Annotated in this window: 21 protein-coding genes; 18 read left to right on the forward strand and 3 right to left on the reverse strand. The window is 31.4% G+C overall.

Annotation, left to right across the window (positions count from 1 at the left end; translation table 11 throughout):
• Window positions 1-28: 28 nt before the first annotated feature.
• Window positions 29-1,321: a TlpA family protein disulfide reductase gene (locus FDY99_RS00745; protein ID WP_139418681.1), complete on the reverse strand. Its 1,293-nt coding sequence runs from the start codon at window positions 1,319-1,321 to the stop codon at window positions 29-31.
• Window positions 1,322-2,251: 930 nt separating this feature from the next.
• Between FDY99_RS00745 and FDY99_RS00750 the strand changes: the two genes are divergently transcribed.
• From FDY99_RS00750 to FDY99_RS00780, 7 genes are all read left to right on the forward strand, one after another.
• Window positions 2,252-2,761, forward strand: a complete 510-nt coding sequence (locus tag FDY99_RS00750) for a helix-turn-helix domain-containing protein (RefSeq protein ID WP_162304120.1) — start codon at window positions 2,252-2,254, stop codon at window positions 2,759-2,761.
• Between the two features lie 298 nt (window positions 2,762-3,059).
• Window positions 3,060-3,752 (forward strand): hypothetical protein, encoded by a 693-nt coding sequence (locus FDY99_RS00755; RefSeq protein ID WP_139418571.1) that lies wholly within the window; start codon window positions 3,060-3,062, stop codon window positions 3,750-3,752.
• Between the two features lie 262 nt (window positions 3,753-4,014).
• The gene (locus FDY99_RS00760) at window positions 4,015-6,138 is read left to right on the forward strand and encodes an RNA-directed DNA polymerase (RefSeq protein WP_139418682.1); all 2,124 of its coding nucleotides are present in this window, start codon (window positions 4,015-4,017) and stop codon (window positions 6,136-6,138) included.
• Entirely contained in the window at window positions 6,128-7,204 is a 1,077-nt protein-coding gene (locus FDY99_RS00765; RefSeq protein WP_139418574.1) for a carbon-nitrogen hydrolase family protein, read from the forward strand. Before FDY99_RS00760 ends, FDY99_RS00765 begins: the two co-directional genes overlap by 11 nt.
• 428 nt (window positions 7,205-7,632) lie before the next feature.
• Window positions 7,633-9,183: an IS21 family transposase gene (gene istA / locus FDY99_RS00770; RefSeq protein ID WP_139418575.1), complete on the forward strand. Its 1,551-nt coding sequence runs from the start codon at window positions 7,633-7,635 to the stop codon at window positions 9,181-9,183.
• A 12-nt stretch (window positions 9,184-9,195) separates the two neighbouring features.
• Window positions 9,196-9,933, forward strand: a complete 738-nt coding sequence (gene istB / locus FDY99_RS00775) for an IS21-like element helper ATPase IstB (protein WP_139418563.1) — start codon at window positions 9,196-9,198, stop codon at window positions 9,931-9,933.
• Between the two features lie 172 nt (window positions 9,934-10,105).
• Window positions 10,106-11,689, forward strand: coding sequence for a 3'-5' exonuclease (locus tag FDY99_RS00780; RefSeq protein WP_394344536.1), 1,584 nt, complete (start codon window positions 10,106-10,108; stop codon window positions 11,687-11,689).
• A gap of 43 nt (window positions 11,690-11,732) precedes the next feature.
• On the opposite strand, the gene FDY99_RS00785 is transcribed toward FDY99_RS00780, so the two are convergent.
• The gene (locus FDY99_RS00785) at window positions 11,733-12,950 is read right to left on the reverse strand and encodes a site-specific integrase (RefSeq protein ID WP_139418683.1); all 1,218 of its coding nucleotides are present in this window, start codon (window positions 12,948-12,950) and stop codon (window positions 11,733-11,735) included.
• 405 nt (window positions 12,951-13,355) lie between these two features.
• Here FDY99_RS00785 and FDY99_RS00790 point away from each other — a divergent pair, with 405 nt between their 5' ends.
• Window positions 13,356-14,597: a tyrosine-type recombinase/integrase gene (locus FDY99_RS00790; RefSeq protein ID WP_115972228.1), complete on the forward strand. Its 1,242-nt coding sequence runs from the start codon at window positions 13,356-13,358 to the stop codon at window positions 14,595-14,597.
• Window positions 14,598-14,679: 82 nt separating this feature from the next.
• On the opposite strand, the gene FDY99_RS00795 is transcribed toward FDY99_RS00790, so the two are convergent.
• On the reverse strand, window positions 14,680-15,339 hold the full coding sequence (locus FDY99_RS00795; protein WP_115972229.1) for a hypothetical protein: 660 nt from the start codon (window positions 15,337-15,339) through the stop codon (window positions 14,680-14,682).
• 239 nt (window positions 15,340-15,578) lie between these two features.
• Here FDY99_RS00795 and FDY99_RS00800 point away from each other — a divergent pair, with 239 nt between their 5' ends.
• The 10 genes from FDY99_RS00800 (at window position 15,579) to FDY99_RS00845 (ending at window position 24,297) form a co-directional block, all read left to right on the forward strand.
• Window positions 15,579-16,313, forward strand: coding sequence for a hypothetical protein (locus tag FDY99_RS00800; protein WP_115972230.1), 735 nt, complete (start codon window positions 15,579-15,581; stop codon window positions 16,311-16,313).
• A gap of 137 nt (window positions 16,314-16,450) precedes the next feature.
• Window positions 16,451-16,969, forward strand: a complete 519-nt coding sequence (locus FDY99_RS00805; RefSeq protein WP_115972231.1) for a hypothetical protein — start codon at window positions 16,451-16,453, stop codon at window positions 16,967-16,969.
• Between the two features lie 178 nt (window positions 16,970-17,147).
• Window positions 17,148-18,338 carry an energy transducer TonB gene (locus FDY99_RS00810; RefSeq protein WP_115972232.1) on the forward strand — a complete coding sequence of 397 codons (1,191 nt, stop codon included), beginning with the start codon at window positions 17,148-17,150 and terminating at the stop codon, window positions 18,336-18,338.
• Window positions 18,339-18,521: 183 nt separating this feature from the next.
• Window positions 18,522-18,902 (forward strand): hypothetical protein, encoded by a 381-nt coding sequence (locus FDY99_RS00815; RefSeq protein ID WP_115972233.1) that lies wholly within the window; start codon window positions 18,522-18,524, stop codon window positions 18,900-18,902.
• A 156-nt stretch (window positions 18,903-19,058) separates the two neighbouring features.
• Entirely contained in the window at window positions 19,059-19,589 is a 531-nt protein-coding gene (locus FDY99_RS00820; protein WP_115972234.1) for a hypothetical protein, read from the forward strand.
• Window positions 19,590-19,811: 222 nt separating this feature from the next.
• Window positions 19,812-20,090, forward strand: coding sequence for a helix-turn-helix domain-containing protein (locus tag FDY99_RS00825; RefSeq protein ID WP_115972235.1), 279 nt, complete (start codon window positions 19,812-19,814; stop codon window positions 20,088-20,090).
• Window positions 20,091-20,167: 77 nt separating this feature from the next.
• Window positions 20,168-21,406: a primase-helicase family protein gene (locus tag FDY99_RS00830; RefSeq protein WP_115972236.1), complete on the forward strand. Its 1,239-nt coding sequence runs from the start codon at window positions 20,168-20,170 to the stop codon at window positions 21,404-21,406.
• 266 nt (window positions 21,407-21,672) lie between these two features.
• The gene (locus FDY99_RS00835; RefSeq protein ID WP_115972237.1) at window positions 21,673-22,551 is read left to right on the forward strand and encodes a toprim domain-containing protein; all 879 of its coding nucleotides are present in this window, start codon (window positions 21,673-21,675) and stop codon (window positions 22,549-22,551) included.
• 149 nt (window positions 22,552-22,700) lie between these two features.
• On the forward strand, window positions 22,701-23,150 hold the full coding sequence (locus FDY99_RS00840) for a plasmid mobilization protein (RefSeq protein ID WP_139418684.1): 450 nt from the start codon (window positions 22,701-22,703) through the stop codon (window positions 23,148-23,150).
• The gene (locus tag FDY99_RS00845) at window positions 23,143-24,297 is read left to right on the forward strand and encodes a relaxase/mobilization nuclease domain-containing protein (RefSeq protein ID WP_139418685.1); all 1,155 of its coding nucleotides are present in this window, start codon (window positions 23,143-23,145) and stop codon (window positions 24,295-24,297) included. The genes FDY99_RS00840 and FDY99_RS00845 overlap by 8 nt, the downstream gene beginning before the upstream one ends.
• Window positions 24,298-24,300: the final 3 nt, after the last annotated feature.

Below are 24,300 nucleotides of genomic sequence, written 5' to 3' on the forward strand. Positions count from 1 at the left end.
TTTTCAAGCGGTGGAATGTTTATTTCCGCTAGTCTTTGATGACCATCATCAAAACCTGACGCTCTTGAGGTATCAGGTCAAGGTCGTATTTCCGAAGCTCTTTTTTTAAGGTGGCAATATCTTTGACTCCCGAAACTTCCAAATCAACATTGCCCTTGTATCCTGTCTCATCGATAAACAATTCCCTGATGGGAATTTCACCGTTAAGCATATTGACCATATTTTTAAGCGGTACATTTTTAAGGATGGATGGGGTTTGTGGAAAGGTGGAACGCTTTTCACCTCCTTTGGTTGCCAGCTTGTCTTTTGTGCTTGTTCTCACTAGAACAAAACATTTTACAGGTCTTTTCTCAAAAGTTACAGTATAACCTGAATAACGATTGAGATCTTCCAGCATATAATTGTAGAGATAATCAGATTTCTGTTCTGGGATAATGAACTCGTAGTTATAGAGATTGGTTCCATCATTTGAGCCGTCTGATTTTTCTATCGGCATTAGTTGTTCTGGTTGATTAACGTTGATAATTATCCTTTTTCCTGTGAAAGACATTTTATCTTGCTGTTTGATAAGCTCATATCCTATAGGATAATATATACTCCATAAGGGAACATTGGTAAATTGTCTACCGTGGATTTTTCCTGATGCTGTTTTGCGATATGTTCCCCCTGCACCAATGTCAGGAATTTGTCCTTTAGCAAAAAATGAATAATTGAGGAGTTGAACATTTCTCTGACGCTCATAGTCTTCGGATAGCATCAATGGCCTTGCCCTGTCCATTTGGATAATGGTCTGAAGGGATGATTTATCACCGCTTAGCACTTCATTGATGGTTTGTTCAGTAAGCTGTCCTGCATCAGTCGAATTGAATACTTTTCCGTCCTTGATCCATATGATAAACGGAACACCTGCATGTGGAAACAGGTCGTGAAGTTTCTTGTCATCGTAGGTAGACAGCATATTATTATGCCTCTTCCCATTTGGAGAAGAGAAGAATTTTTCCAAAGCGGCTTTATCCTGGCTGCTTACCGGAAGTATTTTGATTTTATTTCCGAACTTTTGTTGCAATGATTCAATTTTAGGAAGATTGATCAGGCAGGCACTGCACCATGTACTCCAAAAATCTATTAGGATTAATTTATTCTTATCCTCTGAAAGATCAATCGTTTTCTGAGGATGATTAACAACCTGTAAAGGTGTTGCCCAAAAACTTTCAGGAATGGGATCTCCAATTTTAAGAGACCTGTTCTGGGCAAGAGACGTGGTGGTTGCCACAAGTGTAAAAATAAGGGACAAAAGCCCCCTGCAAAAGATATTTTTCATACTTTTGTTAAGGTTTAATTTGTTAAACTTTGCTCTTTCCTGCACTGTGTAAATTCCAAGATACTATTGTGCAGAAAGGGCTTTTTAGGTCTTTGTGTTTGATTAATTTTTACTGTCTGTTTTGTACTTTAATTGTTTAAAAGACCTTTCGGGAGGAAGTTTTACCAGTGCAGAAAACTCCCCACCCATCAAGGTCAAAAATTAATATGAATGAAAATTAACGTCTCGTGTAAGCTGTGAAGCCGCAATAGATTGTGCACCTATTGTAAGTGTCATTTTTAAAAGTGAAAACATTTTATTGAAATATAAAAACAACCATAACCGTCTGAATTATACAGACCGTTTACTTTTTTGTTTTCAGTAATAAATTCCCTTCGTGCTGAAAAATAATTTGGAAAATTAAAAGAAAGCGAGTACTTTTAAGGTGTGAGTTTAAAGCGTAGTCTGGCTTTCCTTTTACAATTAAAGGAATTTCGGAATGTGTCAATAATAAGTAAGTGATGCCAACCAAGCATTTTATAGGCAAATCTGGCATATAGCTATAATTTTTCCTGTTTTGCTAGCGGACTACTCCGGTGGGCAAATAAGAAGAATGGTTGAAAATGTCGTTCTCATAATATTTAGTTTCGATTGTATGGAACGAGTCTATGAAGGAAAGGGTGGAACCCTATCTTCCACTTTTATCGCGGTACGGCTAAGAACCTATGACGAAGTTTCCGATAGGGTGCCCACCCCATAAAATGCAAAGTTACAAAATATGAGGTTGCGACAACCCTACTGGTCTTGCGTCATCTAAAAATTAGCCGTTTTCGATAACAAGACTCAAGTTAATATTGGTCGCTTATACTTTATGTATGTTGTATGACAAATGTAAATATTATAACTGATATATGCAAATAATAATTAATTAAATATAAAAATACATATAAATTGAATAAATCTGATAAAAAAGCAAGATTAGTTTCTCCTGAATATAGAGGACAGATTGGCAAAAAACTAAAGCAGAGAAGAATTGAACTTAATTTCTCTATTAATGATATTGCTTTTATGACGGATATAACAGACAATACTGTTCTTAGCATTGAGAAAGGGATTACTACAAATATTGATTATTATGTAGAATATGCTAAGGCTGTCCATTATCCATTAGAAACTTTAGATGATTTTAAGATTAAATTAGTACCTCATAAAGCCCTTCCAGACGATAGGAAAGCAAAAGCAAATTTAACTGGTAAAATTCGAAAATGTATTGTACAATCTAGTTTTCTCAACACCGGTAAAACCGTAGCAGAAATTAAAGCAGAGCTGATTAATTTTAAGTTAATTGATGCTACACAAGTTTCATCTACTGAAATTGCTGGAGTAATGCGCAACTTTGTTATTGATGGTATAGTTAAGATAGAAAATAAGGTGGGACGAAAGAATATTTATATTAAATAATTAATCTCTATTGTATGTTTGCAGATCTTAATCTAACGAATTTGAAAAATAGAATAGTATAAATCTTTCAGATTAATCCTGACGAGAGTTGGGATTTTTTGTTTTTTAAGAGTTGAAGAAATTTATATATAGTGATGAGAATTCAGTAAAAATACTGAATAATAGTTTTGATTAGCTTTTTATTTTTGTTATTTACGGAAAACCGTAATTGTATAAATAAAAAAAGAATTATGTTTGAATTTTAGCTGTAATTTCATAAGAAAATATTAAAATAAAATCTCAAAACGCCAAAATAATCATGGAAAAAATCAGAATTAAGGAATTAGTTGAATTTAGAACAAAAAGCTCTGATAAATCAAAACGGAATTTCGCATTAAAACTGAAAACGAGGAAAGTAAAGGAAAAAAAAGATGATGATAAAAATGGTGGAGGAAATTATTGGAGTATTAGTAACAGTTCTATTTATAATACTTTTAAAAATGGTGTAGATGAATATTATGATGAGAAAATTAAAGATATATTAGATAGACAAAAAAATACAGACAGTAAGAGGGATAAAGTAATGTATCAAAGAAACTTGGATATATTGAAAAGTTTTAAAGAATTTGATATCTTAAATTTAAGACCAACTAATATAACTAAATTTGAGACTATCCATAAATCTGTGAAAATAATTACTATAATGAACTTTCCAATTTATATTAATCCTGACTTAGTATTTCATTTTGAAGAAAATGGGAAAGAATTTGTTGGAGCATTATTATTATTAGTACCACAATTAAATGGTTTTACAAAAGCTAATTTCGGTATTTTTTGTGAAGTGTTATACACATTCTTAAATAAACATTATTCAGACAATTATCAAATTTCAGAGGAATACTGTATTGCAATAGATACTTTTAATGCATCAAAAATTTCTTATATAGACCTGATTAATAAGAAAGCACCATCTCTCTTAAAATCTACTTTAGATGAAATTAAAAAACTATAAACTCTTCCAGCACTATGCCTATAGTTAAAAAATTAGTCATCATAAAGTATAGCTAGATTAGGAATGAAAAATCATGAATATGGTAGAGATTTATTATGAGTAATATTTATAATTTGTTGCTGAATTAAATTAAAATACTGAACCGTAATTGTCGTGTTTTTATTGTTGTGTTCACTGGAATCCGTAATTTGAATTAAAGTTCTTTATATATTTGATATAGAAGTTGTTTAAAAATTTAAAATCCTAATAATTAATTACTAAAATGAATTTAAACATAGATAAAATTAAGTTAGCATACAACAAATTAAAAACATATGTATATTATGACAATACTGAATTATTCCTAAGAGAAAAACTTGTAGAATTCGAAACTGACACAGTAAAATCCAATTTTAATCTTAATTGGGAAGTTTCTAAACTATACACAGCGGATGAAACAAAAAGCATATTTGATATTTTCACACATGAAGACAAAAGTATAGAAGAGAATTTAGATATTAAATTCACAAAATTACTTAATGAATTAAATAATTTTAATGACAAAAGTGATTACTTCAAACATCTTTTTAATTCCATAACTGTTAATTATTTCCCAAAAAAAATATATAATTCTAAACAAGATGAAAATTTTATTACTAATAAAAAACAATCAGATTCGTATAAATTAGAAAAGATTACCGCATTTATTAATATTCCGATTGAACTACATATCATATCAATTATTTGGATAAATGAGTTTGGATTTAGGTTTGATACAGAGTTATTAAAAGAATGTAAGGGTAATCGATTAATCTTAAATAAAGAAAAAACTGATGTAGTTAAAAACTCATCTCTATTTAAACCATATTTTACCCAATATCAAAAATGGAGAGATGAATCGATAATTGTTGCTCAAAATCTGCTAAAAGATGAAAAGAATGCTTTATTTATTAATTTAGATATTAAAGATTACTTCCATTCTTGCCGTGTAGATCTAAACACATACTTTGATGTAACTAATGAGAAGCTAAATTGTATAAATTATATTTTAAGAAAAATACATGTTATTTATTCTGATTTAATTGCTAAAAAACATAAATTCCCACATGACTTCTCTTCTGAATTGGAAAATAAATCACTATTACCTATAGGATTATTATCATCATATGTAATTGCAAATCATTATCTAAATGATTTTGATAAAATTGTAACTAATAAGTTTAAACCAGCATATTATGGTAGATACGTTGATGATATATTAATTGTCCTTTCTGAACCAAATATAGAAGATTATCCAAAAGGTATCTATGAAAAATATTCTTTTGATTTTGATGAATACAAAGTTAAGATCTTAAATGAAATTGATAATAAGAACAAGATTTTTGAATTATCACGAGTTGATAAATATCTATTACAAACACTTTATCCACTATTCAAAATTATGCCTGGTGGAGATGGTAAAAATATTATCAAAATCGATCAATATGATAATTTAGTTTGTCAATCACAAAAAACATCCATGTATTATTTTGATTACAAAGAATCTGACCTAGTAATTGATAAATTAAAACAAGAATTAGATTTTAAGTCAAGTGAATTTAGAGATCTTCCTGATGACAATGAAGACTTAGGGGATTTTGATAAAAATGCATTTTATTTAAATTACACTGATTCTGAAGGTAAAGTAAGAACATTAAAAGATTATAAAGAAAACAGGTATGGCTTAACTGTCTATTTAACTAATAAAATTCTTGGAGCAATTAAACATAAAAAAAGTGTTTCTGATGACGAAATTAAGAAATTTTTGAAACTTTTTAATGGAGAAAATATAATTGAGTTTTATCGATTATGGGAAAAAATTTTCACATATTTATTAGTTAACAACAAACCTATTGAATACGTAGATTTTTATTTTAGATGTATAGAAGAAATAAAAAAAATTGATTTACTAAAAGATAATTTTAAAAATACTAAAATCAAAAATCAATATATTATAAATACTTTAATTAAGTTTTTAGATATTTCACATGAATTAGTTTTATCACTAAATCCAAATTTCTTAAAACAAAATAAAAAAGTTCTTAAAAACTTTGAATACAGAAGTAACAAATTAGAAAGTGAATATATTGGTTTTTTCTTTAACGAAATAACACGTCCAGATTCATTTTGGACAATGAGATATCGAAAAACAAATATGCTAAGACATCACTACGTTTCTATACCCTTATTAAATTATACTAAAGAAAGTTATACGACAACAATTAATCTATTAAGTTTAAATTTTAATGTAGAAAAATATACTATTGACGAAAATTTGTTATCAAATTCACCACGTCCAATTAAATTTTGGGAGTGCACAATATCACAGTTATTTACTGATTTAAAAGAAAAAAGCTATGAAAAATAAAAACGGATACTTTGATATTGCTGATTATTTTGAAAACAAACATTTTCTAGATCAAGTTTTCGAGAGGTATAGAAAGGCAAATCAAAATCATATATCGTCTGATAAATTTGATGATAATATCGATTATCTTAAAGATAAATTTTACAAATTTCCAAAAAAAGATGGTCACGGTGATGAAATAATACAAGAAATACACATTAACTCTACCGAAGAAAAATTGAAACCTAAAATAGGAGTAGCAAACACATTCGTTGATGAGAAAAATATTGTGGCAGGTTTAAGAAATACACCAAATATTTCTAACTTACGATATCAAAATCTTGTACGATTTCTTAAAGAAACTAGAAAAAACAAAGCTGACATTGTGGCTTTTCCCGAATTTTTTATTCCTGTAGAAATTTTTTCAAGTCTTGTTAGATATGCAGAAAAAAATCAAACTTTAGTAATATCAGGATTAGAGCATATAACTGTAAATAATTACTCTTTTAATTTTATAGCTACTATATTACCTTTTGAAATTGATGGAAAGAAGGATGCTACGATTGTTTTTCGATTAAAAAACCACTATGCTCCGGTTGAAGAAGAGTTGATAATAGGAAATCACTACTTAATTCCAAAACCATCTACAAATAGGTATCATATATTTAAATGGAAGAATATATATTTTTCTGTATTTTATTGTTTCGAACTTGCAAATATTGCACATCGAAGTTTGTTACGTAGTAAAATTGATCTACTTTTTGCAATCGAATACAATCAAGACACAAATTATTTTTCAAACTTAGTTGAATCTCTTACAAGAGACATACATTGTTATGTTGTACAAGTTAATTCTAGTCATTTTGGTGATACGAGAATTAGTCAACCAGCTAAATCTTACAATATTGACATTGTAAAATTAAAAGGTGGTGAAAATAATGTAACTGTTATAGGAACTATAGAAATAGATAAACTTAGAGAATTCCAACGCAAAAAATATAGCTTAACTAAAACTGACAAAACATTTAAACCTTTACCTCCTGATTTTGATAAAAATGAAGTTATTAAACGAATTAAAAATCAGTAATGTGCAAAACTGCTAATGTTAAACAACTCTAAAAGACTACATAATAGAAAAACTTATTAATCATATTCATTTATTAATAAAGTAACAGAAATTTATATTTAAGAGTAGTTAATTTATAAAAATATTTAGTTTTTAAGGAAATAGAAACTAGAACTTTGTTTTAAAAATCCCTATGATTTACGGTTTTCCACAAAATTTTTAATTTGGGCTTTTATACATTTGAAAACTAATTGTATTGTTAATCTTATTGGAAAAGACGGTCAAATTGACCACCTAATTTCGGAGTAAATTGACCACTGATTTCGGAGCAAAGTGACCACCACTTTCCGGTCCAAAATGACCACCTGTTATCTGGGTTATATTTGAGATAAAAACGACTTGATTTTTTCATGATGTTAGCGTCATACATTCGTTAAAAAAAGCGGATTATGGCAAATAAAATAACAGACATGAGTAAAATTAGAAAAGTCATAAAATTCTACAGCACTGGAAAGAGCAAGTTATTTATAAGCAGCTATTTATCCCTTTCCAGAAATACCGTTAAAAAATACATCTCATTGTATGAGATTCTGGGCTTAAACCTTGATGCGATCAATGCCAAGACAGATGCCGAGCTGGAACTTTTGTTTTCCAATACCACCGCGGAGTCCATTAGCCCCAAACTACAGTCCCTGTACGATTTTTTCCCAAAGATGGAACGTGAGCTCAAAAAGGTAGGAATCACTATCCATCATATGTGGGAGCAATATCTTGCACTGCATCCTGATGGTTTTCAGAGTTCACAGTTCCGGCATCATTACAAGATATGGGGCAAGCGTGTGAACCCGGTGATGCATATGAATCACAAATCCGGTGATAAGATGTATGTCGATTATGCAGGGAAAACACTCTCCATTATTGATAAGGAAAGCGGGGAGCTTAAAGAAGTTCAGTTTTTTGTAGCTATTCTGGGAGCAAGCCAGTACACGTATGCTGAAGCCTCTATGAGCCAGCAGAAGGAAGATTTTGTACGTTCTGTAGAAAATGCCATCCGCTTTTTTGAAGGCACACCGGCAGCGATCGTTCCTGATAATTTAAAATCCGCAGTGATCAAAAGCAGCCGTTTTGAACCCACCATCAATGAGACCCTGGCCGATCTGGCCGAACATTATGAAACGACCATCTTGCCTGCCAGGGCTTACAAACCGAGGGATAAATCCTTGGTAGAGGGAGCGGTAAAGATCCTGTACAGAAGGATCTACGCCAACCTTCAACAGGGATCCTGCGGCCTGGATGAACTAAATAGTGAGATCTGGGATCTGTTGGACTCTCATAACAAACGCAAGCTCACAGGACGCCCTTACTCCCGCTACGAGCTGTTCCTGGAGGACGAGAAGCAGCAGCTGCGCCCACTGCCTGAGCGTCGTTTTGAGATCAGGTACCAATCCTTTGCAACAGTGATGCAGAACGGGCACGTACAGTTGAGCCGGGATAAGAACTACTACAGTGTTCCGTACCAGTATATCAAGAAAAAGATCAAGATCCTATACACATCTTCCACTGTGGAGATCTACTATAAATACAACAGGATCGCGATGCACAGACGCAATTACAAGCCTTATGTCTACACGACCATTACAGAACATTTAGCCAGCACCCACCAGTTCGTGGCCGGATGGAGTGCTGCCCGCTTTATCGATTGGGCAAACAGTATTGATACTGCAGTGGGAGAATATATCCTCCAAATTATCGACAGTCGGAATCATCCCGAGCAAGCTTACAAAAGCTGCCTGGGAATCCTGAACTTCGAAAAGAAAGTAGGAAGAGAGCGATTGATAAATGCTTGTAAACGGGCATTGGATTTTAAGATCTACAGCTTTAAGACCGTACAGAAGATATTGGAGAACAATCTGGATCAGATGATCGATCCGGAAAAAGAAGAAAAGGAGCAGGAACTGCCTGATCACGGCAACATCAGAGGAAAACAATATTATCATTAAATATCAACAGTTATGAACGAACCGACAGTGAGCAAAATGAAGCAAATGAAGCTTTACGGCATGCACAATGCCTTTAAGACCGCTATTGAAAGCGGAAGGACAGACCATTATACCCTCGACCAGTTTATATCGATGCTCATCGATGCCGAATGGGATGAGAGGCACAACAGGCGCATAGAGCGAAGCATCAAAAATGCAAAGTTCCATTACAGGTCCAGTATTGAAAGTATCAACTTCGATGACACCCGCAATCTCGACCGTAATCTGGTAATGCGTCTTGCAGGATGTGAGTTCGTAGAAAAAAATGAAAACATCCTGATCACAGGAAGTACAGGCGTGGGTAAAAGTTACCTGGGAACCGCATTGGGCTATCAGGCCTGTATCGAAGGCTTCAAGGTCAATTATTTTAATACTTCCAAGCTGTTTGCCAAACTAAAAATGGCAAAAGCAGACGGGTCATACCTGCGCGAACTTGCAAAAATACAAAGACAGGATGTGATCATCCTTGATGATTTTGGTCTTCAGGCTTTGGACAGTGCCAACAGGATAACCCTTCTGGAGATCATAGAAGACCGTCACAACAACGGATCCATCATTGTAACATCGCAGATCCCGGTGCAGGGCTGGTATGACATTATTGGTGAAAAGACCATTGCCGATGCTATTCTGGACAGACTTATACATCAGTCTCACCGCCTGGAACTCCAGGGGGAATCTATGAGAAAAAAGAGAGGAGTTAACAGGGAGTAATTATTTATTATATTTGAATACTAATTGACACATGAAAAACAAGAGTTTTTATCAAATTTAAGGGTGGTCAATTTAAACCGAAATTACCTGGTCACTTTGAATTGAAATTGGGTGGTCAATATCACTGGAATTTACAGTTGTAGCGGCTGGACCAGGTAGTGGGAAAACACGAGTGCTTGTACATAAACTTGCATCCCTTCTTCTAATGGAGGATATTAAGCAAGAGCAGCTACTTATGATAACTTTTTCCAGAGCAGCTGCTACCGAATTTAAAAAACGATTGATAAAGCTTATTGGAAATGCAGCCAATTATGTTGAAATGAAAACATTTCATTCCTATTGTTTTGATTTATTAGGTAAAGTCGGAAACCTAGAGAAATCTGATACAATTTTGAAAAAAACAATTGAGAAAATAAAAAATGGTGAAGTTGAAGCGAGCAGAATTACCAAAACAGTACTAGTAATTGATGAAGCTCAAGACATGGATGAGGATGAACATAGGCTTATCAATATATTGATGGAACAAAATGAGGAAATGAGGGTTATTGCTGTAGGAGATGATGATCAGAATATCTATGAATTCAGAGGTGCAAGCTCAAAGTATTTAGAGCAGTTTATTTTGTCCAATAATGCTGTTAAATATGAGTTAATAGAAAATTACAGGAGTAAAAGTAATCTTGTTGTATTTGCTAATGAATTTGTTAAGCAGATTTCGCATCGATTAAAGATTACACCAATTTTATCTACGCAAATTGACAATGGAGAAATAAAAATTGTAAAATACGAAAGTGGAAATCTGACCACACCTACTGTTTCAGATATAATTAATATGAATCTCTCAGGCACTACATGTGTGCTGACAAAGACAAATGAAGAGGCTTTGCAGATTACGGGTCTACTTTTAAAAAATAAAATGCCAGCAAAACTAATCCAAACTAATGACGGTTTCAGTTTGTATAACCTTTTAGAAGTTAGATTCTTCTTAAGTAAATTAAACTTAGACAGTGATACATTCATTATTAGTGATGAGGTATGGGAAATAGCAAAAAAAGAACTGAAGAATAAATTTCAAAGCAGTGATAAGCTAGAAATTTGTGGCAATATTATCAAAGAGTTTGAAGCCACAAACACTAAAAGAAAATACAAATCTGATTTGGAAGTATTTGTAAGAGAATCCAAACTAGAAGATTTTTTTAATGAAAATGGAGAAACCATTTTTGTATCAACTATCCATAAGGCTAAGGGTAAAGAGTTTGATAATGTTTTTTTACTACTTGAGAACTTTAATCTTTCAACAGATGAAGTTAAACGACAGTTATATGTCGGTATTACCAGAGCAAAACGCAACTTAAATATTCATACAAATTCTAAATTTCTTGATAATTTTTTTGTAGATAATTTAACGCGTATTGAGGATAATGAATTATATTTCCAGCCGAACGAATTAGCTATGCATCTAACCTATAAGGATGTATGGCTGGATTATTTTATAAACAAACAGCATCTGGTTTCAGAGCTTCAATGTGGAGATATATTAATCTTCAATGGAAATGAATGTGTTAATTCTCGTCATCAACCTATTTTAAGGTTTTCTAAACAATTTCGACAGAGAATAGAGCAGATGAAAGCAAAATTATATGAATTAAAAAGCATAAAAGTGAACTTCATAGTATATTGGTTAAAAGAAGATACATTACAAGAAATTAAAATTATTTTGCCTGAAGTTTATTTCGAAAAAACAATCCTTCAGGCTTAGAAAAGAATCTCCTACAAGAAGCTAAAAAATAGTATAATAGCTTTTATTTATTGTCAAGTTTGCTTCTTAAAGCCAACATATCATCACTCACTTTCTTATCCAAAATCTTCGCATAATGCTGTGTAGTTTTTATATTAGTATGTCCCAGCATTTTACTTACACTTTCAATCGGAACGCCATTGGACAATGTAACAGTAGTAGCGAATGTATGTCTTGCGATGTGGAAAGTCAGCTCTTTATTTATTCCACAGACGTTCACAATTTCTTTGAGATAGGAATTCATTTTTTGATTACTAAGGACGGGAAACAAGACATTTGAATTTACACATTCCGGATGGTCTTCATACTTCAAGATCAGTTCTTGGGCCAAAGGCAGTAACGGAACCCTGGTAGAAGTATCGGTTTTCTGACGATGTGTGAATATCCATTGATCACCATCTATTCCAATATTGACGTTAGATTTCGTCAATTTCTTTACATCAACATACGCTAAACCTGTATAGCAACTAAAAAGAAAAATATCCCGCACCTGAATCAATCTGTCTGACGCAAATTCCTTTTCATAAATCGTCTGAATTTCTTCCTTGGTAAGATATGGACGTTCTACTACCTTAAGCTTTGCTTTGTAGCCTAAAAAGGGATCTTTGGTGAGCCAGCCATTCGCTATACATAATCGAATGATCTTTTTGAAATTCTTGATATACTTTACCGCGGTATTGTTTGCGCATTTACGCACACTGCGAAGCCAGAAGTCATAATCCATAATAAAAGCGTGGTCGATCTTTGTAATGTCAATATCAGAAGTTTTATATTTCCAGATTAGAAATTCCTGCGTATGCTTTAACGATGTTTTATAACGCTCCAATGTTCCAGGCGCAAAATCCTGACCAACCAAGGCTTCTACTTTATCATTGTGATCCTGAAAAATAGGAATGAGCATTCTTGTGGAAATATCGGTTCCAAGCAGTTTAGATTTTAAACTCTCTGATGTTACAAAGTCTTCTTCTTTCAGCATCAGGTAATGAGAATCGTAAACTCGCTGTTCCAAAGTTTTAAGATAGAGGTTCAGTGTTTTGGCTTCTTGGGTATTACCTAGTGCCTTGTGTGCTTTACCATCCCATTTCTGTGGGTCGATGTACCTTTTAGCGGCAATATCCGCTGCCTTGCCATCTATCGTGATTCGCAAGTAGATTGGAGCGGTTCCGTTTGTTCTGATTTTATTCTTTTTTATAAAGAATAATAGGTTGAATGTTTTGTTCATAGTGTGGTAACTTTAATTGTTAATAATTTACTTTTTGTTACCACTTTCTGCAAGATGTACAATCGTTAGACTGCCTATTGGTCGGGTTTCCCTGAGTTTTTCGTGACCTATTTTCAAATTTTCAGGATGGGTCACGGAATAGGTCATATAAATCGTGACCCATTTTGATTTTTTATGATACTAGAGCATAAACAAAAAACGCTGTAAACATTGATGTTTACAGCGTTTTAGCTTATTTTAGTATCTCTACCAGCGGAGAGAGAGGGAAACGAACCTTGTTAAAATTAACATATCTAATTTTGTATAAGTATTCTATTTATCAATATTTTAAATATATTTGTATTAATAAAAACAAGTTGTTTTTATGTTCAATTATGAAAGTATTAGCACCTAATTTAGCACCTTATGAATTCTACCTTCAAACTTAAAGAACCCAACGGCGAAAAGGAAACACTAATTTACTTCCGTTCTTATTTTGGAAATGAAAATAAGAATTTTATCTATTCTACTGGAGAAAAAATTAAACCTGAAGAATGGGATTTCGATAACCGGCAACCCAACGATCTAAACGGAAGAACAAAAAGAGCCGAGAGCCATAGAAGTATAAAAAAACAACTTGACAGATACATCGGTTTTTTCACCGAGATTGTCAATCGTTACAAAAACATTGGCGAAGAGATAACGATTGATATTATAAGACAGCGATTTGACGAAGAATTTAAAAAGATCAAAAGAAAAGACGATTTTTTCAGGATATATGATGAATTTGTTCAGGAAAAAGAAAATGATTATTCTGGAAAGGGAATATCTAAATCAACTAAAAGCAGATATGATTATAACAAAAAATTGTTAGAGAATTTCCAAGAGGAATACAAATTAAAATTAAGTTTAGGTAATTTTGATGAAAAGATCTATAATAAATTTCTCAAATATTGTATCGAAGAAAAAGACCATTCCGCTAATACTGTCCATAGAAACGTGGGATTATTAAAAACTTTTTTTTATTGGACTTTGAGTAAGAAATACACCTACAACAATGGTTTTATCAATTTCAAGAAACCTCCCAAATTCCGAACAGACGAGATAGCTCTAAACTACGAGCAGGTGGAACAAATTTATCAATATGATTTCAGTACAAATAAAAGACTTGAAAGAGTTAGAGATTTGTTTGTTTTTGGATGTGTAACTGGAATGCGCTTTGGAAATTACAATCGTATTTCAAAACAGGATATTCAAGGGGACTTTATTAGGGTTATTGATTTAAAAAGTAAAACTAAGAATCTTTCAATTCCAATTAATACTATTTCTAAATCAATTCTTGAAAAGTATGATTATGATTTACCAACTATTACGAATCAAAAGATGAATGAATTTATTAAGGAGGTCTTTAAAGAGCTGAAATTTACTGATGAGATAAAGAAAACTATGAAATATGGTGATGAATTAGTAGACGTAAAGTCTGAGTTTTGGGAAAGAATTTCCTCACATACTGCAAGAAGAAGCTTTATCACTATAATGAAAAATAAGAGAGTTCCTGACAAAGTAATTATGAGCTACACAGGACATACTAGTTTAGAGGTCTTCAATGCGTATTACAGACCAAGTGAAGACGATAAAGTTAATTATATGAACGAAGTTTTTAAGTAAGCTATTTTGAGTATAAGAAAGATATATTCTATAAAGAAATTAAGGAATTGAAATAATCAATTAGGAATCCCTAAATCTTATTTTACAAATCAATCTTGATATATTCTTTTAAGTAATCTCCTTTTGCTGCTAATCGATTTAAATGATATTGATAATGTTCTATTAGATTTGGATTTGATTCATTTTTGTAATCATCGGATTCCATATATTTTTGATATTTTTCTATCTTATCCGAACATAATTCGAAAGCTTCATTATATTTTCCGCACATAATTAATGCGTTGATTTTATCTTCGGCAACACTATTTTTTGCAATCTTTTCCCAAGTATTATTATCAAGAAAATATGGATTTTTGCACTTGACGAAATTCTCAAAAATTACATCCATTATCTTTTGATGATCATATTTTTTAAAATCATAATACGCAGCGTATAACTCCCTATTAAATTTTTTGCTGTAATGGTTCTCTGGATTTAAGTAATATGATACACTTAAATCAGGAAAATTCTTTTTGTGCCACCTTTTAAATTTAGAGCTTTCAATGTCAAAATAACAATCAAATTGAATAATTTCATTTGCATAATTAAATTTGGCGGCAGGAAAATATATCTCATTTTTTATTTCATCAAATTCTCTTACAAATTTTAAACTTTTTGCATTGAAATTAAAATCATACTCTTTTAATCTTTCGACTAAAAAATTTTCTAAAGCTTCTTTTAAAACTTCTTTTGGATAGCTCATATATTATGTGATATGTTTTATAAATTTATATATTAATTTTGAATATATAAAAATTTAGTTTTAACAATTTAGCTTCAATACACATAAATTTATTATTTTGAAAGGGCGTTATAATACAAAAATCTCTACACAAAGATAATTTTGCAGGTACGCAATTAGGACTTCAAAATTTAAAAATGGAAAGGTAATTAGAAACTGGTTCTGCGAGAAGTTGGTTTTTATTAATAATCAATGAAATTATGGATCAGAAGAAATTATACGGACGTTGGAACTTTTGGGAAGAATTTGTAAGCTATCCTATGATGGTCTATTATCGGATCAGGGGAGAAAACATTCAAAAGATGTTGTCAAAAAGAATCGACAAAGCCAAAAAGAAAGCCAGCAAAATTATTCTTACTGAGAAAATGAAAAACGAGTTTTTGATACAGTATGAAAAGTTGGAGAATTTTTTCAGCTCTCACTTCAAAGACATCGATATATCAAGAAATCACAATTTTGAGGAGAAAATCAATTATTGTTTAGATGAATATCGAAAAGAATCCACCTGCTTAATAACTTCAAGTAACCTAATGAAGTTACAGGGGAATTTTCTAAGTGGTGCTGAAACTACCCTTTTTCTATATTTTGCTTTAGAAAGTAAAACAAAAAGAGAAATTCGCCTGTCGGATATTATGATAGGTGAAAACAGTTCTAAAATTTTCATTGATTTTTTGAAAGACAAAAAGTTCATCGATGAAAATCACAACCTAATCGTAGATCAGAAATCTTCTTTCATCAGAATCCACCGATTCTTAAAGGACAATCATATTATTAATCCGGATTTTCAAGACACCACTATTATTGAGGCGATGGAAAACGAATATAATACCAAGTTTGACAAGGGAACATTTTCAAGAGCTATCACTGTTAAACCCAATGATTTTGAAGAAGATATTTATCAAAAATTATCTAAGCTATTTAATATAAGGTATTAAATTTTCGTAGTCGGGTAAAATTTCATCATTAGCCATTCCAATCGTACTATTATGTATATTTGATAGTTAGTGCAATTATAAAACGAACTGCAAAATGGAAAATCTTAAAATCGTAAATAAATATCCAATATTAACTGATGTCAAAAAAAATTGACGATAATTTGATTGTTCTAAAATTCAGCAACCACCAATATTTTGATTTAGAAAATGATATTTATGAGTTGAACATATTTGGGAATGAGGTAGCTAAAAGCATTGACCTTATCAAAAAATATAATTTAAATACCGAAACAGTTATTGTAGATGAAATAAACGAACTTGATTTTTTTGTTGGTAATATGGATGAATCACCAGATTGGGGAGATTGGAACGGAAATTTTTCTATGACTTTTGAAAGATATAGTGGTCAGTTTTCTGAAAAAACTCAAGAAGATTGGGAAAATGAATTAATGTTTCTGATTGGAGACCAAGTTAGAACTAAGGCATTCCAATCAGTAATTGATGTTAAATTTAGAAGCGCTAAATTTGAACAAACAAAAAAAATGATTATAGAAAATCAAATAGAACCAAAAATTCAGGATAATTTGATTTTGCTATTAAATAAAATTCAAAATCTTGATGACGGAGAATTTTATCATACTTTTATGAATAGATAAAAAAATAGATTAAAGAGTAATTGCCAGAGCGGTTTTGCAATAGTGGGTAAAACTGCAAAGTTCAACGGCAGTTCTTCGATTGAACTTTTACCAAAAAGTGAAGATTTATACTTTAATTGCCCTGCCATCACCAAGTGCCGAAATGGTCTCCTTAATTGTGTAATGCACTTCGAAAAATATGAAACAAATTATTACAATCCTATTTTTAACATTTTCAGTTACCCTATTTTCTCAGGACTTAAAAACCTTTGAAGGAAATTATAAAGAAGGAACTGCAAAGTATAATTTTTACAAAGGGAAGGAGAATAATATAATACTGGAAGGTAAATTTGAATATTTTAAAGCCAAGAATCAATCAGAAATTGGTCAACATACTCAAAATTTGAAAGTTGGAACTTGGAAATATCATTTTGAAAATGACGGTTATAAAATTGAGTTCTATGGAAATTATACCAATGACTTAAAAAATGGAATCTGGATATTCAAATTTCTTGAGAATGGAATTTCTGAGAGTTATTCTTTGGAATTTCAAGACGATATATTAGTAGGAGAAGTTAATTGGAGCGGTTTAAAGGGCGAGTTTGATACAAAAGGAAGATTCATAGGGATTTGGGAAGTGAAAAATGATAACGATAAATATGATGCTACTTTTAATGACAATATTCTTATAATGTTGGAAAAAAGAACATTGAACAACATATTGCTTAGTGTTTATCGACCTGACACTTATTCAACAGATTTTACAAAATTATCCTTTGGTGATAATCCTATAATCAGAAAAGAATATAATTTGGATTGGAATTTTAGACTAATGAGTGGGGAATTTAATCTTGACAAAATTTACGATATTAATCGTGTTACATTAGATGGAATTAGTGAAACATATCTCGAAAGAGAAATTTTCTTTAATGCTTTTTTTGAATCCATTACAGATAAATTGAACGACAAGATTTTTGATTATACAAATTGGACTTATTTCAAACTTATTGAATTGAAAAATAACCCTGACTTTCTATACTTAAACACTCAAACCATAAAACCCAAGAAAGAAGCAATACATAATAACTTTAATTTAGACAATCTATTAGTTGATGAAAAGCCCGTCTTTAAAGACGGAAACTCTAATTTTATACCATTTATTAAAGATAATTATTTCAACTTTGATGAAGTTTCGGGTAATGCTGTTATCGAGTTTTTAATTGACACACAAGGAAATATTAATATTCTAAATGTAAAGACCACAGGGAATTTTTCAGAAAAAGAAATTAGACGTGTGTTGAACCTTTCACCAAAATGGACACCCGCCAAAAAGGAAGGAAAGCCAATAGACGTTAAAATTGTTCTTCCTATAAATGTAAATAGAAACTAAGAAATTGTTTATTAAGAATTATCTACACTGTATAATATCAAGTATTAGACTTTGAGCAGGTGATTGAATAAATATTTTAAAATCGACAGACTATGTATATTTGGGTGTTAGCTACAAGTTTGTAAAAAAACCGCTTTATTGAATTGAAAATGAACAAATTATTTAAATAACTAAATTTAAAAAATGAAAATATTATTTCTACTCGCTTTCATAATTTCTATAAATTCTTATTCACAAAACAATTTAAATAAAACATTAATTGGAAAATGGAAATTAGTTGCTGAAAGTGGCAAAAATGGAAGTGCTAAAATTTTTACGAATGAAATTAAAAATGGCGAAACATTAATATTCGAAAGTAAAAGTAAGCTTCAAAATGAAAATGGAGATAAAGGAACGTATAAAATCAATGGAAATAAATTAAAAATAAATATTGCCAAAAAAGAACGATTTTATTTAATGTTTTTTGATGAAATTAACCCCAATAAAATTTATCTAAATCCTGTAACTTCCAAATACGAAATTATTTGTGATGAAGGTTGTTCATTCACATATATAAAACTGTAAAAAAACCTTTATATAAGCAGGTATTGGTAAAATTCGGGTTTAAAATTTTTGTGATTTAGTCACACGAAATATAACTGCTTAGCTTGATTGAAATTGAACTTCCAGTTCTTATTTATCACACACTTCGACAGTACTTTTTCCATTAGCAAATACTTTATGACCAAAAAACTAAATATATCAATACTATTCTGGTTCATCAGTTGTTCCAGTATTTATTCACAAAAAAAAGATGTGGATATTAACAAACAATATCTGAAAATTAAAAATTCAAAAACATTGATAATTGATAGCCTTTCTCTAATAAGAGGAATTGACTTTAGTAATGGAGATAATGCTGATGAAAAAAAATACAAGATTTTCAAAAAAGGAAAGAAAATTATCAAAATTGAGTATGATGAGATTAGCAATGGGTCTAGAAAATGGAATAAAAAAACGACCATATTCTTAGAAAATGATATTCCTTTCTTTATTGTTGAAAGAATTAATGGCGAGGTGATATATCGATTAGATAGTGGTGAAAAATCAGAACCTCATAAAGTAATTGAAGAAATTTATGTTTATGATTGGAATAATGAGAAAGTTAAGAGAATCTATAATGGACACGAAATAACGTACCAAATGAAAATTTGTAAGTTGTGTTATGAAGAATTGATTGAAAAAACTAAACTGAGATTTAACTCAAAATAATAATGATACTTCTTCTCTGTTTAGCTATCTGAATAAACACAAAAAAGAATAAAAATCATCCACTACTAAAAGTAGATTCTATTCTATTGATTTTGAAAAAGATATACATCAATAATTATCTAAACTGCTTAATGTCAAGTATTAAACTTCGCGCAATTGAGTGGAGTTGCATAATTATTTATTCCAATCATACAATTTTGTCTGCAAATAACATCACAGATTATGCAGACAACCAATCCATTCCAAACCATTCTTGATGAATTAGGGGAAGTAAAAGAGATACTCTATTCTCTCAAAAAAGAACCTGAAATCGAGTTGAAAAAGAAACTGTACTCCATCAAAGAATGTTCAGAAATTCTTAAACTCGATTATCAGACCGTTCGCTCACACATTTTAAAAGGCAACATCAAAGCTGAACAAATCGGACGATTCTACAGAATCAGCCATTTGGATCTGATGAATGCTTTGAGCGATGTTAAATCGCTCAAGTACAAAAGATAAACGAACTCATTTGTTTATCCGAATCATTATTGTTCAACCTTTCCGTAATTCTATTACGGAATCAATCCCTTTAAAAAATGAGCGAAAAAATTCCTTATCTAAGAGTAGGAACAACGTATTATAAAACGATTGAAAAACCATTAATTTCCGGAGACAAGATTTCGATTCTGGTTCGATGGAATCGTGAAACGATTATCAGCGACTACGGAAAAGTATATGTTTCAAAAGTTCCTAAGTATGATGGCTTCTGTTGTATCCCTTCACATCTGGACTACCAGCAGATCATTCAAGGATTCTACAATGTTTATAACGAAATTCCATATCAGCCTATAGAAGAGAATGTAGAAATCGATAAACTTCAAGAAAAGATTCCATTTTCATTGAATTTTATGGAACATATTTTTGGCGAACAGTTGGAATTAGGCTTGGATTATATTAAGATCCTACTCCAATATCCAATTCAGATGCTTCCAATCCTTTGCTTAGTTAGCAAAGAAAGATCTACCGGAAAATCTACTTTCATCAAATGGCTGAAATCAATCTTTGGACTCAATATGACTTACATCAAAGGAGATTCCTTCAGCAGTCAGTTCAATTCGGATTGGACTTCAATGCTGATTGTAGCTATTGACGAAGTGTTTTTTGACAAAAAAGAAATCACGGAACGTCTTAAATACCTTTCCACGACTGATAAAGACAAGAAAGAGGCTAAAGGAAAAGACAGGGAAGAAGTAGAATTCTTCGGCAAATTCATCCTCTGTTCCAATAATGAAGATAACTTCATTCAGATTGATGAAAATGAGATCCGATTCTGGATTATCAAAGTTAGATCAATCAAAAGCGAGAACACTGAATTTCTACACAATCTCAATAAGGAGATTCCTTATTTCCTGCGCTATCTGATTGAAAGACCTTTCCACAGCCATAAGTTGACCAGAATGTGGTTCACGGAGTCTGAGATCAGAACCAAAGCGCTTCAGAGACTGCTATGGAAAAACAACAATAAGCTCGAATCCAAGATCATTGAACTTTTATATGAGTTTTTTGAGAACACAGAAGATAACAAAATCAATTGTGTTCCACAGGATATTTTCAATATGCTGGGTAAAATGTTCAAAAACAGTTATTGGACAATCAATGATGTCAGGAAATTACTCAAAGAAATCTGGAAGCTTGAGCCTCAAAACAATTCATTAGCCTATATCAAATACGACCTAGATTATGGCTTAAGTTTTTTCCAACAGAACAAAATAGGGCGGTACTTTACAATAGAAAAGAATTTTATTCTCCAAAAATTTGATGAAATGATGAATTAACAGATAATGAAAAGAAAATCAATCTGTTATCTCTCATCAAAAGCCTCATCAAATTTTAAACCCTTGATTTTTGATGAGAGAGTGATGAGAAGAAAATCTCAAGTTTGATGAGATGATGAGAATTTGATGAGAATTTAAATTATTACAATTCAATTAATTACAAAGTTCTCTCATCAATTCATCAAAAATTAGTCAAAACCAAACCCGTCCGCTTGAACCGACAGAACACCTACTATTTATTACTAAAAAACATTAAAAATTACACAATGAACTGCAAACAATTCAACAGCATACCGCTGGAAGAAGTCCTACTTTCTCTCGGACACCTTCCAACGAAACAAAATGAAAAAGAAGCTTGGTATCTCAACCCCTTTGCCAACGAATCCCAAGCCTCTTTTAAAATTAATAAAAGCCTAAACTATTGGTATTTATTTTCAGAAGGAATCGGTGGAACGAATACCGACTTTATGAAGAAATATCTGAACGCTTCGGTCAATGAAGTTTTAGTATGGGCAGAAAGTCAGAATTTTTCTTCCTTTCAACAGCAAAATATCTCAGATCGGAAAGTAGAAAATCTTCCTGCAAATTATGAGATCATTGAAATTAAAAACGTTCAGCATCCTGCACTTCTGGAATATTTGAATGAAAGAAAAGTAGATAGCCAAATCGAATTTTTAAAAGAGATTCATTATCGAATGAATGAAAAAAAAAATTTCGGAATTGGATTTAAAAACGATTCTGGCGGTTATGAAATTCGCAATAAATATTCAAAGATCTGTTTGGGTAAAAAAGACATTTCTACAATAAAAAATGGTTCGGGAGATTTGAAAATTTTTGAAGGGTTTTTTGATTTTTTTTCTTTTAAAAATGTAGAAAAATTGTTGGACAATAAGTCTTCGAATTATCTTATTTTGAATTCCGTCTCGATGATTTCTAAGATTAAAAATTCACTCGAAAATTATGAAAATATTGAGCTTTATTTTGATAATGATGAAGCAGGAAATCGTGCCGTTGAAATGATTAAAAATGAAAACAAAAACGCAGAAGATTGTCGGGTTTTGTATTCGGATTTCAAAGACTTAAATGATTGGCTTGTTCAAAAAAATCCATCCAATGCACGAAAAGTGAAACTTAGGAGAAGGTGAGTAAAATAAACACAGGTAAAATATGGTGGTATGTTAGTGCAAAAAGTACCCAAAGTTTACAATAAGCGTATCCGCTGATTGCAAAATTGGGATTTTTGATTTCTTCCTATCGTCAGAAATGTTTTTTAAATGCGCTAAAAATTAACACAATGGAAAAAGACTTTTTAAAAGAATTTATAAACCAAGCCACCAAAGAGAATGAAGCAAAGATTGCTCAGGAAAAGAGAAAAAAATATTTCCAGGATTTGGGCAGAAAAGGTGGTTTGAAGACTAAACAAAATAAAAAGCTGGATAAGGTTATTTCGATCAGAATGACCAATTCTGAATATGAAACTCTCATTCAAAAACAGAAAAAATATCCATTAAAATTATCAACCTATATCCGAAATATTCTGTTCGAAAAAGAACTGAAGATCAATGAATTTAAAACCGATGAAACCCTGCTTCAATTTGGTAATCATTTCAAAAAAATAACGAATCTTTTGCGAAATCGGGAATGGAATGTTTTTGAAAATAAGAAAGAAATTTTATTGAGAATTGAAAATCTAATCGAATTAATTCATCAATATCTGTATTCTAAAACTCAAAAAAATGAATAATTCAGCAACCACAAGAACCATCTCAAAAATCGCTTTGGAATACAACGGAAATGACAAAGGAACAGCCGAAATGATTTCGTCAAATTGTCTTTTAAGTTCAAATCCGGAAGGTCAGTATTTAGAAATGAAAACTGTAGCCGACCGAAATCTGAATGTGAAAAAATGGGCTTTGACAGGTTATATTTCTCAACCGGACGAGATCGGCAGAAAATTGACGGATGAAGAATTTTTAGAAGTTGCCACCGAAGCTTTGGAAAAAATCGGAGTGACAGGAAACAATCAATTCCGATTGGATATTCATAACAGTACGAAACAAAAACACATTCATTTTATCGTTAACAGGATTGATATTTCTGGGAAATGCACGGTAAAATCCCACGATGTCGGAAGAAGATTCGGAGAAGCTGTTCGGAAAGTTTGTAAAGAAAAAGGATTGTTGACCGATGTGGAAATAGGTGTTCAGAAAAAGAAAGAAATGCTGAAGAATTTATCAGAAGCTTTGAAAACCAGCAATAATTTTGATGAACTCCTTTTTAAAATGAAAGAAAAAGGTTTTGACATTCAATTGTCTTCTAATGTGAAAGACGGGATTTCGGGAATGCGGATTGTTATGGAAAAGGACAAAAACCATCAAACCGAAAGAGTTTATAAAGCGGGTTACAAATTGTCTGAAATTTCAAACCGATTGAAAATTTCTGAAATAAAATCTTTGTTTGAGGTGAAAAATGCGGTTCGGGAAGTCGAAAAATCGACTGAGAATTGGAAAGAGTTCCGAGCCAGTCTGCATCAGAAAGGATTCTCTGTTAAAATTCAATATAAAGAAGAGTTCAAACCCAATCAAAAAAATGAAATTCAAGATGTTTGGATAGGTAAAACTGAACAATTGGGAAATAACAAGCAGAAAAACGGATTGATTTTTAATCAATACAATGGTTTTTCTCTTTCCAAGATCGATCCTAATTTTCAAAATCTGACAAAATCAATGTCTGAAAATAGAGAAATAAGCATTCAAAACATACAACCACAATCACCATCAAAAGAAAGTGTAGCAGAAATTGCAGGTGAACTTTTAGAAGAACTCCTGAAGCCGAATTATGTTGCTCAAAGCGATGATGAACTTTGGAAAAAGAAGCGGAAATCAAGATAAATA

This window comes from Chryseobacterium mulctrae (genome assembly GCF_006175945.1).
GTDB classification, from domain to species: Bacteria; Bacteroidota; Bacteroidia; order Flavobacteriales; family Weeksellaceae; genus Chryseobacterium; species Chryseobacterium mulctrae.

Excerpts from the sequence above, each read along its gene's own strand:
- FDY99_RS00760 (WP_139418682.1), top strand. The coding sequence starts at position 4,015 with ATGAATTTAAACATAGATAAAATTAAGTTAGCATACAACAAATTAAAA.
- FDY99_RS00785 (WP_139418683.1), bottom strand. The coding sequence starts at position 12,950 with ATGAACAAAACATTCAACCTATTATTCTTTATAAAAAAGAATAAAATC.
- FDY99_RS00810 (WP_115972232.1), top strand. The coding sequence starts at position 17,148 with ATGAAACAAATTATTACAATCCTATTTTTAACATTTTCAGTTACCCTA.
- FDY99_RS00835 (WP_115972237.1), top strand. The coding sequence starts at position 21,673 with ATGAACTGCAAACAATTCAACAGCATACCGCTGGAAGAAGTCCTACTT.
- FDY99_RS00825 (WP_115972235.1), top strand. The coding sequence starts at position 19,812 with ATGCAGACAACCAATCCATTCCAAACCATTCTTGATGAATTAGGGGAA.
- FDY99_RS00745 (WP_139418681.1), bottom strand. The coding sequence starts at position 1,321 with ATGAAAAATATCTTTTGCAGGGGGCTTTTGTCCCTTATTTTTACACTT.
- FDY99_RS00820 (WP_115972234.1), top strand. The coding sequence starts at position 19,059 with ATGACCAAAAAACTAAATATATCAATACTATTCTGGTTCATCAGTTGT.
- FDY99_RS00845 (WP_139418685.1), top strand. The coding sequence starts at position 23,143 with ATGAATAATTCAGCAACCACAAGAACCATCTCAAAAATCGCTTTGGAA.
- FDY99_RS00790 (WP_115972228.1), top strand. The coding sequence starts at position 13,356 with ATGAATTCTACCTTCAAACTTAAAGAACCCAACGGCGAAAAGGAAACA.
- istB (WP_139418563.1), top strand. The coding sequence starts at position 9,196 with ATGAACGAACCGACAGTGAGCAAAATGAAGCAAATGAAGCTTTACGGC.
- istA (WP_139418575.1), top strand. The coding sequence starts at position 7,633 with ATGGCAAATAAAATAACAGACATGAGTAAAATTAGAAAAGTCATAAAA.
- FDY99_RS00755 (WP_139418571.1), top strand. The coding sequence starts at position 3,060 with ATGGAAAAAATCAGAATTAAGGAATTAGTTGAATTTAGAACAAAAAGC.
- FDY99_RS00805 (WP_115972231.1), top strand. The coding sequence starts at position 16,451 with ATGTCAAAAAAAATTGACGATAATTTGATTGTTCTAAAATTCAGCAAC.
- FDY99_RS00815 (WP_115972233.1), top strand. The coding sequence starts at position 18,522 with ATGAAAATATTATTTCTACTCGCTTTCATAATTTCTATAAATTCTTAT.
- FDY99_RS00800 (WP_115972230.1), top strand. The coding sequence starts at position 15,579 with ATGGATCAGAAGAAATTATACGGACGTTGGAACTTTTGGGAAGAATTT.
- FDY99_RS00830 (WP_115972236.1), top strand. The coding sequence starts at position 20,168 with ATGAGCGAAAAAATTCCTTATCTAAGAGTAGGAACAACGTATTATAAA.
- FDY99_RS00840 (WP_139418684.1), top strand. The coding sequence starts at position 22,701 with ATGGAAAAAGACTTTTTAAAAGAATTTATAAACCAAGCCACCAAAGAG.
- FDY99_RS00765 (WP_139418574.1), top strand. The coding sequence starts at position 6,128 with ATGAAAAATAAAAACGGATACTTTGATATTGCTGATTATTTTGAAAAC.
- FDY99_RS00795 (WP_115972229.1), bottom strand. The coding sequence starts at position 15,339 with ATGAGCTATCCAAAAGAAGTTTTAAAAGAAGCTTTAGAAAATTTTTTA.